This window comes from Secundilactobacillus similis DSM 23365 = JCM 2765 (genome assembly GCF_001311075.1).
Lineage (GTDB): Bacteria > Bacillota > Bacilli > Lactobacillales > Lactobacillaceae > Secundilactobacillus > Secundilactobacillus similis.
Map to the genome: position 1 here is coordinate 22,324 of NZ_BBAD01000032.1, position 11,651 is coordinate 33,974.

Genomic DNA, 11,651 nt, shown 5'->3' on the forward strand with positions numbered 1-11,651 from the left:
AAGCAAGATTCAGAATCGTGTTAAAATAGCGATAATTAATAATCACATGGAGGAACCCTACCTTGCTTAATAATCCCTACTCAGCTTGTACCAGTATTTTAATCGGTAAAAATGCCACGGTTGATGGCTCGGTCATGATTGGTCGCAATGAAGACTCCAGACCAGCATGGCCCAAGCACTTTGTTGTTCACCCGGCTAAAACGACCCCGAACGCCACGTTCAAGTCTACTGACAACACCTTTGAAATGCCATTACCCGAAGCGGCTGCTAAATACACCGCAACCCCTGAATGGTCGGACAAATACGGCGTCTTTGAAGAAGATGGGATCAATGAATTTGGCGTTGCCATGAGCGCCACTGAAAGTACCTATTCAAACGATCGGGTCCTCGCAGCTGATCCACTAGTTAAAGACGGCATCGGTGAAGAAGCAATGATTACCGTCACGCTGCCGTATATCAAATCTGCCCGTGAAGGCGTTGCCCGTTTGGGTGCTATCATTGCGCAATACGGCACTGACGAATCAAACGGGATTCTCTTTGCCGACCGCGATGAAGCCTGGTACCTTGAAACCGGCGCTGGTCATTACTGGGTCGCACAGCGTATTCCAGATGATGGCTACGCGGTCGTTGCTAACCAAATGGCAATTCAAACCATCGATTTCGATGATCCAGATCACTTTATGTGGCACCCTAAAATTCGGGAATTCGTAGTGGACTACTCGCTCAATCCAAGCAAAACTGAGTTTAATTTCCGCAATATTTTTGGCACCCATAATCAAATGGATGGTTATTATAACTTACCACGAGTTTGGTACGGTCAAAAATTATTCAATCCCCACACGAAACAAGACATCAACAGTCATGAACTGCCTTTTGTGCAGCGAGCTGAAAACCTGCTGTCACTTGAAGATGCGCAACAATTCCTTGGTTCTCACTTTCAAGAAACGCCCTTTGATCCAATCGGTAAAGGCCCTGTAGAAGACCGCAAGCGTTATCGGCCGGTTAGTTTGGCAACAACGCAGGAATCACACATTCTTCAACTGCGTCAATATGCCCAACCTGAGCTAGCCGGTATTCATTGGCTTGCGATGGGCGTCACAGCCCAGAGCGTTTACGTGCCATTTTACGCGGGAATCACTGATACGCCCGCTGACTATCAACGTGGCAAGGTGACCTATTCACCGGACAGTGCCTACTGGGTCTTTAAACAGGCTGGTGTTATGGTTGATGCGCACTACAAGGCGTTTGGCGATCAACTTGCTGACGTTCAAAAAGAACTTCGTCAGGCGTTTGGTCGCTCGGTTATCGAAACTGACCGAGTTGCTAAGAACTTAGCTGGTAGTGAACTTCGAACATATCTCACTCAACATAGTCTTCAAAATGCTGAATTGGCGTTAACCAAGTACCGAGCATTAACTGCCGATTTAATTACCAAAGCGACGGCGTTTTCGCCGTTAAGTTATCGGCAAGATTTAAACTTATAGAAATTGACGACCACCCATTTCACGGTTTGATGGGTGGTTTTTTGTTTTTATTAATAGGTTAAAGTAACTTATTATTAATCACTTTCCTTTATTCTCTACCGTTTATGTTTTTCGTCGCAAAACGACACGCCATCCTCACAACGTGTCGTTTTGCAGAAATCACTAAGTTTTGCCAAGAAAGCTTATCACAATTGGCACACTATTTTTTAGCTCGTCATTACCTAACTCACCTTAATTAATTAGTTTAACCGAGTAGCATTTATATTGGAATCGGTTCCAATCGCAAACAAAGGAATGATGTGTATGTTAACCCGAATCACTGTCGCCGGTGGTGGCACGTTAGGCAGTCAAATTGCCTACCAGACCGCTTTCTTTGGCAAACAGGTCATTGTCTACGATATCAACGATGACGCGCTTAATAGCGCTAAAAATCGCTTATCAGCCCTAGACCAGCACTATCAACAAGATATGTCAGCCACGACTGCCCAATTAGTGGCTACCCACGACCGGTTAAGTCTGTCTTCTGATCCTAACGTGGCGTTTGCTAATCGCGATTTGATTATTGAAGCCGTTCCAGAAGTACCAGAAATCAAAACCAACCTTTACCAACAAATTGCGGCCATTAGTGCGCCACAAACCATTTTAGCGTCTAACTCATCGACGTTCTTGCCATCTCAATTCGCAGCTGACACCGGGGCGCCGGCACAATTCGCCAATCTGCATTTTGCCAATTCCATCTGGAAACACAACACCGCCGAAATTATGGGCCATTCCGAAACGTCATCCCAGACGATTCAACAGCTCACCGACTTTGCCCGGGAGATTCACATGGTGCCCATCGTCCTTAATAAAGAGCAACCTGCTACGTGTTAAACACCATGTTAACGCCATTTTTGGAAGACGCAGCTTACCTGTGGGGCAACGACATCGTGGATGCACCAACGGTTGACCGCACCTGGATGATTGGCACTGGCGCACCAGAAGGCCCATTCGGGATCATTGATAAAGTGGGTTTACGGACTTTCTACAGCATCGAACAACAACGGGTGGCTGATAAACCAGCTTACCAGCCCATGCTGACTAAAATCAAACAAATGATCGATCAACAATTACTCGGCATCGAAACCGGACATGGGTTCTATACTTACCCAGATCCAGCTTACCTCAAACCCAACTTTTTAAGTTAAGCCGCATGACGACTAAAAACACCATCACTCCCAGATTAACTAGGTTGTGATGGTGTTTTATTTGGGCCAACTTGACCTAACTTAATAAAAAGTAACTCAGAATCATCAAAGCAACCACTAGGCCAAACCCTAACGTCAATGGTGATTGACCCATAATCCGAATTGGGCGTTGCCGCATTGCTTTTAATTGGGTTGCCAACGTTGCATCGTGGCGAAGCAATCGCCGCTGCCAGCCATTGATGATGGCAACACTAATGGCTTGAACGAGTGCTAACCCCACCAAGAAAATCACAAATGGCCATGAGATCAATTGAAATTTCGGCTGAAATTGCCACCCTAGGCTACCGGCCATCGCTGCCAAAATACCAATCATTAAGACGACCAGGACCGTCCCTTGAACCACTAATTTCGTCTGCATTAAGGTTTTAAACCGTCGCTGTGTCAGCTGCATACTTCAACACATCCTTTTTGCGTTTGACCGTAATGAAATCATATTTAACCCCATTTTAACATCTAATAGCCGATTTGCTTGGCAACTTAACCGATTTCGGACTAAGTTGACTTTATGATCACCCTTGAAGTGCATTATCCATTATCGTGATTCCTCTCCAAGACTCGGTCATGATGCTTTTGTCGCACAAAAAAACACGCCCCCAGCCAAAAGCCAGTTGCGTGTTTTTTCAAAAGCCAGGGCCTACTTACGAGGACGACGAGCTTCTGGGATACGAGCAGCCTTACCGTGCAATGCACGTAAGTAGTAAAGCTTAGCACGACGGACACGACCGAAGCGCACAACTTCTACCTTGGCAACACGTGGTGAGTGAACTGGGAAAGTCCGTTCAACACCGACACCGTTAGTGATCTTACGAACAGTGTACATTGCTTGGATGCCAGTACCGCGACGCTTGATAACGACACCTTCAAACAATTGGATCCGTTCCCGAGTACCTTCAACAACCTTGGCGTGAACACGGATCGTGTCACCAGGGCGGAAGTTAGGAATGTCAGTCCGTAATTGATCTTGGTTGATCTTTTCGATTAATTGGTTTTGGCGCATGTGAAATCTTCTCCTTCAATCAACATTCATTCTCAATTCCGACAGCGGAATGTTGTTAATGTGGCCTAAAACAGCCATAAAACATCTTATCATATTCAAGCTTAGTCGTAAAGCTTAATTTTCTGATTCAGTCAAATCAGCTTGAATGTCACGCAATTGGCGCCGTTGCGCTGGCGTTAATTCAAGTTGATCCAGTAGATCTGGTCGCCGTAACAACGTCCGTTTCAGCGACTGTTGTTGGCGCCATTCAGCAATTTTTTGGTGGTTACCACTTAATAAGACATCGGGAACCGCCATTCCGCGAAATTCAGCTGGACGCGTATACTGCGGGTATTCCAACAACCCCGTTGAAAACGAATCCCCGGGCGCTGATGCCTCATTACCTAACACACCGGGCAATAACCGAGTTATGGCATCAATCATCACCATGGCGGGTAATTCGCCGCCTGTGAGCACGTAATCACCCATCGACACCTCATCCGTCACGAGTGAGCGAATTCGTTCATCATAGCCTTCATAATGACCACAGATAAACGTCAAGTGATCTTCACGCGCAAATTCTTCCGCAACGGACTGCGTAAACTGAACCCCGGCTGGATCCATTAAAATAACTCGACCACGAGGGTGCGCGTCATTGGCAGCTTCCTGTTGAATGGCCGTCATGGCGTCAAAAATCGGTTGGGCTTGTAGCAACATGCCCGCACCACCACCAAAGGGATAGTCATCGACGTTGCCATGCTTATTGGTTGAGTATTGCCGAAAATCCGTCACCTTAAGCTCTAATTGTTCCCGCTCAAGCGCCTTACCCACGATTGAATCGTGAAGTGGCCCGCTAAACATATGGGGAAAGAGACTTAAAACGTCGATCCGCATTAGTCGAGTCCCTCCATTAATTCAACGGTCACCTGATGCGCCTCTAAATCAACCGTCTTCACAACTTGATCGATCACTGGTAGCAACAAATCATCCTTTTCAGGTCGTTCAACGACCCAAACATCGTTGGCACCAGGGGCCATGATCTCTTTGATTTTCCCCAGATGCTCGCCCGTTTCAGTAACGACGTCTAACCCAATGATTTGGTGGTAGTAATACTGGCCATCATCTAAGTCATTATCGGTCAATTCAGTTTCCGCAACCTTTAACGTCATACCCTTTAATGGCAAGACCGTGTTGATGTCACCATAGCCGGCTAACGTGATCAAAATGAACCCTTTATGCTGCCGGGAACTCGCAATCGTCACCGTTTTAACTGGCTGTGCATCACTTTCTTGTTTAAAGACCCCAAGTTGGCTACCCTTTCGAAACCGTTCCTTAGGAAAATCGGTCGTGGCTACGACCCGGAGTTCACCCCGAATACCGTGGGTGTTCACGATGGTGCCTACTTTATAGTACATATTGTCGCCTACCTCTCTCGTTCATTTAATTACCGTGGTCACTCAAGTTGACCCCGTCGATTGGATACAAAAAAGCTCCCGTGAGGCACTTACGCCTCATTTGGGAGCCTTAGACTCATCGTTAATGACAAGCCGAACACGCTTGGAATCGTTGATTCGTACGCTATAAACGATTGTGCGAATGGCAGAAGCAACATGCCCCCGTTTGCCAATCACCCGACCAACGTCATCACCCGCAACGGTCAACCGATACTCGTAAAAACGATCCGTTTCTACGCGATCGATCGTAATCGCTTCGGGATGCTCAACTAATGGGGTTACAATCGTTTTAATTAATTTTTTAAAGTCGGTCATGACTGATCACTACTTACTTTTTAGAAAACTTAGCTTCGTGATACTTTTGCATGATACCTGCGTTGGAAAGCAAGTTCCGTACAGTATCTGATGGTTGGGCACCGTTGTTCAACCAGTTTAAGATGCTTTCTTCTTCAAGTTCAACTTTAGCTGGTTCAACAAGTGGGTTGTAGGTCCCTACTTTTTCGATGAAACGGCCATCACGAGGACTACGTGAATCGGCAACAACGATACGGTAGAAAGGACGCTTCTTAGAGCCCATCCGCTTTAAACGAATCTTTACTGACATGCATGACACCTCCTGTAATTCTTTCAACGATAAATAATATACCAGTAATCGGAGGGGTTGTAAAGGTTTTTTTCTTTACACCCTAAAACTATTTAAATTTTGCCAGTAACCACTGCTGAGCAGTTGGCGATAAATCCCGTGAATTGGCTGATATGAAGGCCTTTACCGACCCATAATCATTAAAATCAATTGTCAGTCGCTCTGGTTGAATTTTTTGAATAGCCGCTAAGAATTGTAGATCATCGACCTGAATCAGCTGCCGAGCCAAGGAATTTTGGACGTTTAGCTCTGCCCAATCACGTTGTTGGAGTCGCCTGACCCGTTGATAACTCATCTGCTGTTGTAACACTGCTCGTAATTGCTCAGCTGTTAGCATGTGTGGCACCTCCTGGTTGAATGACCGTTACTTGCCCCATCGGACGACTCACTGACAGGTCACTTTTAGCGGTTGTGAGCCCCCAAATAACGTTTTGAAACCCATGCTGGTCCACTCGGGATTCGCCATGACCATCGGTTAAAATCACCGCCAATGCCGTTTGATCTTGATAGTGATGCTGCGCCAACCAATTAAAAATCGGTTGGTAGGCCGTGCCGCCACCCGCAAATCGTTTTCGATTAAGTTGAACTGCCTGTCGTAACCGCTGATGAGCTGACTCATGAACTGTCGCGTCAAACGGGATGACCCAGACCCAATCTTGATAGCGCCTTAACAGCGTTTGAATTTGACCTAAAATCAGCCGGACTTCCGTATCCGTCATCGAACCAGATTGATCGACAAAAATTAGAATTTTAAGCGTTGGCGACAACGTCTCTCCTGGCAACCCCATCTGATAAGGTTGTCGTCGATTAAACCGGTAATAAGCTGGCTGGTGTAATTTTAAGGCCCCCTGAAGCCCGCGACGAATGAGTTGCTGCCAACTTAGCTGTAAGAGTTGCGGGGTAACTGCCAGTTGCTGTTGTAGCCGACTTGGTAACGTGCCTCGTTGTTTTAACGGCGTTTGTTGCCATGCTGTCGCCGTTAAGCGGCTCATCTGATCAACTACCTCTGGTCGGGTCGGTTGCCACCCAATATGCGTTGCTTGCATCGTTTGCATCTGATTCGTCAGACTAGTTGCGGCATGTCCACCAACCGATTCGGTCACCATGCGCGTTTTAAAGCGGTCAGATACTCGGCCGACCCTAACCCAGGCGCCAGGTGCAACTGCCAACGATAATTCAACTGAGCGCGTGATATGACGTTTGGTGGGCGTACAGGTAACACCTCATCAATTGCCAAATCAGTTGCCAATTGCACTAATTTTCCCGTCTGACCAGCGTAGCGAACGGGATGCTGCCAAGCTAAGTGCCCAATTTCATGCGCCAGCATCGCCAACAGATCATCAGCTGTGGCACACTGTTCACCCAGTAATTGTGGGTTAACCCGTAACGCTAATTCTGGTACCGTCCAAAGCCCCATCGCCACTGGCTGATCGGCCGAAATCTGCTTGGGAAGCCGTAGTAACACTTCACCGTAAAACCGCTGACTCCGCAATAGGGTCGTCGTTGCTTGTTGCAATAGCGCTTCAGCAAGCCGCCGTTGCTTCTCGCCATCAGCCGTCATTCTAAGCTGTTGTAGCTGCGTTGTTAACGTCATTTGCCAGCCTCACTTCGTTGCGTTGTCTAATCCGATCGTCGTTAATTGATCATAGAGTTGCCGACAGCCGGGTTGGGTTAATGCCGCATCCGCCAACGTTTCCAATAATTGAGGAATTTCGGCCAACCGCAAAGCTACCGCAACTTGACCGTCTGCCGGCATTGTTGCTAACAACGCGTTAAATCGAAGTGCCACGTGGGCCGTGGTCAACGGGTACTGCCGTCGCTGATCGATCAAGCCAGTCATAATGGTCTGTTGTTGATCAGGACTTGCTGCCCGAAACTGATCCAGTACGGCTGTTGACAAAGTGTTGAATCATAAATTGCCTGTGCCGTTAACCCAACTTGGTGTTGCGTCAAATAGTGATCAAACTCACGACCAACCGTTTCGCCAAGGTCCCCAACTAATAGTTCAAGTTGAATTTCTGACCGATCAGCGACGTTAACCGTTGCTAAACTTGCGAGGTTTTGAGAGACTCGTTGCCATGCCCGTGGTGTTGGATACAGGTCAGCATCGTGAATTTTTGGCGCCAATTGCCCGGGATTTTCAGCAATAAACTGTTGGACCGTTGGTAAAATGGACGCCGTTTTCGCCCACTTCAGCCAATCAGCCACTTCTGCGCGCATCACCAGCCGAACGGTGCGGTCATTAATGGCTGCATCGCCACTAACCACCCCGTAATCCGAATCTTCAAACCCAGCCATGGTTGCATCGGGATTTTCAGCTAAAATCAACTTGACTTCATTCGGTAGCTGAAGCGTATTGATTCGGCGCTGTAGCACCAGATTCATCAGTTCACTCTGAACGGCTTGCGTACCACGGTTAAATTCATCAAGGAACCAGATGATTGGTTGACCTGGATGGGCCTCCGCCCACTGAATAATTTCAATCAACGTATGGGTATAGCCAAACTGAACATCGGCTAATTCCCCATACTGTGACGTTTTCACGAATGCACGTTCAGTTAACGGCGGGACCGGCATTGCGAGATCACCTTTTTCCGACAGACTCACCACCGTCGTAAACAGCTTTGCACCCATTTGCTGGGCAACCTCTTGCACCAGCGCTGATTTACCAATCCCGGTTTCACCAACGATTGCGGGAACGTTGCCAGCCGCCAACACCACCGGGACTGCCGTTAATAACGCTTGATAACTTAACATCTTGCGCTCACCTCCTAATTAAAAAGGATAAGCCATGATTATTGATCTAATCACTGGCTTATCCCACTTTAACTGGTTAACCCAGTTACTTTTTACGTCGTTTCAAGTTAGAACGGCGCTTTTTATTTTTCTTCATCCGTCGAGACATCTGACGCATGGCCATTTGACCCATCTTGCCACCAAGAGCACCGCCCATGCCGGCGTTGTTCATCATGCCTTCCATCCCAGAGAAGTTACCTTTTGACACTTGGTTCATCATCTTCTTCATCTGGGTGAATTGCTTGATCATCCGGTTAACTTCTTGGACTGGCCGACCAGAACCAGCCGCGATTCGCCGGCGCCGTGAAGGGTTCAATACATCCGGATCCGTTCGTTCCTGCTCCGTCATGGAGTAGATAACGGCCTTAATGTGATCCATATCCTTAGGGTCCATTTGCGCGTTTGCCAAGGCCGGATTATTGGCCATGCCGGGGATCATCTTCATGATTTGATCCATTGGCCCCATTTTTTGAATCTGTTCCATTTGATCCAAGAAGTCGTTGAAATCAAATGAATTTTCGCGCATCTTTTCGGTTAATTCTTGCGCTTGCTTTTCATCGTATTCCTTTTGGGTCTTTTCAATCAGTGACAGCATGTCACCCATCCCAAGGATCCGGGACGCCATCCGATCTGGGTGGAAGACGTCCAAATCAGACATCTTTTCACCTTCACCAACGAACTTGATTGGCTTCCCAGTTACGGAACGAATTGATAAGGCGGCCCCACCACGGGTGTCACCATCTAACTTCGTCAAGATCACCCCGGTGACATCCAGCTTGTTATCGAAGCCTTCAGCAGTTGCGACGGCGTTTTGACCAGTCATGGCATCAACGACCAACAGAATTTCGGTTGGGTTGGCCAATGCCTTAATGTTGGCTAATTCGTCCATCAGTTGTTCGTCGATTTGAAGCCGACCAGCCGTATCAATGAACACGTAATCGTTATGGTTCGTTTCAGCTTGGGCTAACCCTTGCCGGACGATTTCAACTGGGTCGACATCGGTGCCCATTTCGAAAACGGGAACGTCGATTTGTTTCCCAACCGTTACCAATTGATCAATGGCAGCTGGCCGGTAAACGTCGGCAGCAATCATTAATGGCCGTGCGTTTTGTTCCGTTTTCAGCTGGTTGGCCAGTTTCCCAGCAGTGGTGGTTTTCCCGGCCCCTTGGAGCCCAACCATCATGATAATGGTTGGAATCTTTGGTGATTTGTTGAGGGGAACCGCGGTTTCCCCCATCATCTTGGTTAATTCTTCGTCAACAATTTTAACGATTTGTTGGGCAGGGTTTAATCCTTCCAACACCTTTGCCCCAACGGCACGATCACGGACCGTCTTCACAAAGTCTTTAACGACCGCAAAGTTCACGTCGGCTTCCAGTAATGCTAAGCGGATCTCACGCATGGTATCGCGTAAATCAGCTTCAGAAACCTTCCCCTTGCCCCGCAATTTCTTCATTGCGTTTTGTAGTCGTTCGGTAAGTCCTTCAAATGCCATGTTTACATGCACCTAACTTTCATTTTTCCTCAGCCGATTCTAACTGGTGAACCAGTTGATTGAGCTGTTGATCATCTTGATAATGAGCTGCCACATACGCCTGAATCTCATCGGCCAACTTGTTGCGGTCTAGAAAGTCCTGGTATAGATGCAGCTTTTGTTCGTAAGTTTCCAAAATCCGTTCGGTTCGTCGAATATTATCGTAAACGGCCTGTCGACTTACTTGAAAATTCTCAGCAATCTCACCAAGTGAATAGTCATCGCCATAGTAAAGTTGCAGGTAATCGTTTTGTTTGGTCGTCAACAACGGCTGATAAAATTCAAACAGCGAATTGATTCGGTAATTTTTTTCAAACTCCAAGTAAGTCATCCTCCGATTTCGGGTTTCAGCTAACAGGATCTAGGCGCTTTTTAACGCACTCTAATAAATCACCGTAATGCATTTAGTATACCAAAAAAACGCCATTCTGCTAGATTTCTCCGGCAAAACAGCGTCTCATTTAATGCGGACTAAACATCGATCAACCCTTTGAACAAGCCGTAAATAAATTCACTTGGTTCAAATGGCCGTAAATCGTCAACTTGTTCACCCAGACCCACGTATTTAACGGGTAAGTGGAGTTCGTTTCGAATCGCTAAGACGATCCCACCACGCGCCGTTCCGTCGAGTTTGGTTAACACGATACCGGTAACGTCAGTGGTCTCCTTGAACAGTTTCGCCTGCGTTAAGGCATTTTGCCCGGTTGTCGCGTCAAGAACAAGTAACACTTCATGCGGTGCCTCTGGGACTTCACGCGAGATCACCCGTTTCATCTTTGCCAACTCATTCATTAAGTTGGCCTTGTTTTGCAACCGGCCAGCGGTATCCACGAATAAAATATCGTAGTTTTCGGCCTTGGCCTTTTTAAGCGCATCAAAAACGACAGCAGAAGGATCACTCTTCTCCGGCTTCTTGACAATGTCAACACCATCGCGTTCCGCCCAAACGTTCAATTGTTCAATAGCGCCAGCTCTAAAGGTATCGGCAGCTGCCAACAGTACCTTTTTGCCCTGTTTTTTGAAACGGTTGGCCATCTTCCCAATGGTCGTCGTTTTACCGACACCGTTCACCCCAACAAATAAGATGACAGTTAAGCCTTCCTTGGCGAAGGTGAGTTGGTTGTTTTCTTCAGCACCAGCAGCATCGTAAATCTCAATCAGCTTTTGGACCACCACGTTTTGGACGTCCTTTGGCTTTTTGGCGTTTTGAAGCTTAACTTCATCCCGCAACTGTTCACTGATCTGCATGGCCATTTCAAACCCAACATCGGCCCCAATCAACGTTTCTTCCAAATCATCGAAGAAGCTTTCGTCAACGTGCCTGAAGTTGGCCAATAAGTGGTTCAGTCGTTCACCAAAGGTCAACCGCGATTTGGCTAAGCCTTATCGTAACGCTCGGCATCCGTTGTTTCAGTCTGCGCCGCATGCGTTTCGGGTGCCGGTTGTTCAGTTGTTGGTTCTGGTTCTGGTTCTGGTTCTGGTTCTGGTTCTGGTTCTGGTTCTGGTTCTCGGTTCTG

The 11,651-nt window shown here is 47.3% G+C and carries 15 protein-coding genes and 2 pseudogenes; 3 read left to right on the forward strand and 14 right to left on the reverse strand.

Annotation, left to right across the window (positions count from 1 at the left end; all coding sequences use genetic code 11):
• Window positions 1–62 precede the first annotated feature (62 nt).
• The 3 genes from JCM2765_RS08640 (at window position 63) to JCM2765_RS18170 (ending at window position 2,671) form a co-directional block, all read left to right on the forward strand.
• A complete protein-coding gene (locus JCM2765_RS08640; RefSeq protein WP_054736050.1) occupies window positions 63–1,484 on the forward strand; it encodes a C69 family dipeptidase in 1,422 nt (473 codons plus the stop codon).
• 303 nt (window positions 1,485–1,787) lie between these two features.
• Window positions 1,788–2,357, forward strand: coding sequence for a 3-hydroxyacyl-CoA dehydrogenase NAD-binding domain-containing protein (locus JCM2765_RS18165; RefSeq protein WP_225352044.1), 570 nt, complete (start codon window positions 1,788–1,790; stop codon window positions 2,355–2,357).
• Window positions 2,351–2,671 (forward strand): 3-hydroxyacyl-CoA dehydrogenase family protein, encoded by a 321-nt coding sequence (locus JCM2765_RS18170; protein ID WP_263849397.1) that lies wholly within the window; start codon window positions 2,351–2,353, stop codon window positions 2,669–2,671. Before JCM2765_RS18165 ends, JCM2765_RS18170 begins: the two co-directional genes overlap by 7 nt.
• Before the next feature lie 76 nt (window positions 2,672–2,747).
• Here the strand turns inward: JCM2765_RS18170 and JCM2765_RS08650 are convergent, their stop codons facing one another.
• From JCM2765_RS08650 to ftsY, 14 genes and pseudogenes are all read right to left on the reverse strand, one after another.
• On the reverse strand, window positions 2,748–3,122 hold the full coding sequence (locus tag JCM2765_RS08650; protein WP_054736051.1) for a hypothetical protein: 375 nt from the start codon (window positions 3,120–3,122) through the stop codon (window positions 2,748–2,750).
• A 243-nt stretch (window positions 3,123–3,365) separates the two neighbouring features.
• Window positions 3,366–3,728 carry a 50S ribosomal protein L19 gene (gene rplS / locus JCM2765_RS08655; RefSeq protein ID WP_054736053.1) on the reverse strand — a complete coding sequence of 121 codons (363 nt, stop codon included), beginning with the start codon at window positions 3,726–3,728 and terminating at the stop codon, window positions 3,366–3,368.
• 114 nt (window positions 3,729–3,842) lie between these two features.
• On the reverse strand, window positions 3,843–4,601 hold the full coding sequence (gene trmD, locus JCM2765_RS08660) for a tRNA (guanosine(37)-N1)-methyltransferase TrmD (RefSeq protein WP_054736054.1): 759 nt from the start codon (window positions 4,599–4,601) through the stop codon (window positions 3,843–3,845).
• Window positions 4,601–5,122 carry a ribosome maturation factor RimM gene (rimM, locus tag JCM2765_RS08665; RefSeq protein WP_054736055.1) on the reverse strand — a complete coding sequence of 174 codons (522 nt, stop codon included), beginning with the start codon at window positions 5,120–5,122 and terminating at the stop codon, window positions 4,601–4,603. Before rimM ends, trmD begins: the two co-directional genes overlap by 1 nt.
• A gap of 96 nt (window positions 5,123–5,218) precedes the next feature.
• Entirely contained in the window at window positions 5,219–5,476 is a 258-nt protein-coding gene (locus JCM2765_RS08670) for a KH domain-containing protein (protein ID WP_054736058.1), read from the reverse strand.
• A gap of 13 nt (window positions 5,477–5,489) precedes the next feature.
• Window positions 5,490–5,765, reverse strand: a complete 276-nt coding sequence (rpsP, locus tag JCM2765_RS08675; RefSeq protein ID WP_054736060.1) for a 30S ribosomal protein S16 — start codon at window positions 5,763–5,765, stop codon at window positions 5,490–5,492.
• 88 nt (window positions 5,766–5,853) lie between these two features.
• Window positions 5,854–6,141 (reverse strand): hypothetical protein, encoded by a 288-nt coding sequence (locus JCM2765_RS08680; RefSeq protein ID WP_054736061.1) that lies wholly within the window; start codon window positions 6,139–6,141, stop codon window positions 5,854–5,856.
• The gene (locus JCM2765_RS08685) at window positions 6,128–6,910 is read right to left on the reverse strand and encodes a VWA-like domain-containing protein (protein WP_054736063.1); all 783 of its coding nucleotides are present in this window, start codon (window positions 6,908–6,910) and stop codon (window positions 6,128–6,130) included. Before JCM2765_RS08685 ends, JCM2765_RS08680 begins: the two co-directional genes overlap by 14 nt.
• Window positions 6,904–7,398 carry a DUF2201 family putative metallopeptidase gene (locus JCM2765_RS08690; RefSeq protein WP_054736065.1) on the reverse strand — a complete coding sequence of 165 codons (495 nt, stop codon included), beginning with the start codon at window positions 7,396–7,398 and terminating at the stop codon, window positions 6,904–6,906. The genes JCM2765_RS08685 and JCM2765_RS08690 overlap by 7 nt, the downstream gene beginning before the upstream one ends.
• 9 nt (window positions 7,399–7,407) lie before the next feature.
• Entirely contained in the window at window positions 7,408–7,704 is a 297-nt protein-coding gene (locus JCM2765_RS16705) for a hypothetical protein (RefSeq protein ID WP_156301742.1), read from the reverse strand.
• A 5-nt stretch (window positions 7,705–7,709) separates the two neighbouring features.
• Window positions 7,710–8,561, reverse strand: a pseudogene (locus JCM2765_RS08695) (ATP-binding protein); the annotation flags it as partial.
• Window positions 8,562–8,646: 85 nt separating this feature from the next.
• Window positions 8,647–10,095, reverse strand: coding sequence for a signal recognition particle protein (gene ffh, locus JCM2765_RS08700; RefSeq protein WP_054736067.1), 1,449 nt, complete (start codon window positions 10,093–10,095; stop codon window positions 8,647–8,649).
• Between the two features lie 19 nt (window positions 10,096–10,114).
• Window positions 10,115–10,456 carry a putative DNA-binding protein gene (locus JCM2765_RS08705; protein WP_054736069.1) on the reverse strand — a complete coding sequence of 114 codons (342 nt, stop codon included), beginning with the start codon at window positions 10,454–10,456 and terminating at the stop codon, window positions 10,115–10,117.
• A gap of 149 nt (window positions 10,457–10,605) precedes the next feature.
• Window positions 10,606–11,651, reverse strand: a pseudogene (gene ftsY / locus JCM2765_RS08710) (signal recognition particle-docking protein FtsY); the annotation flags it as partial.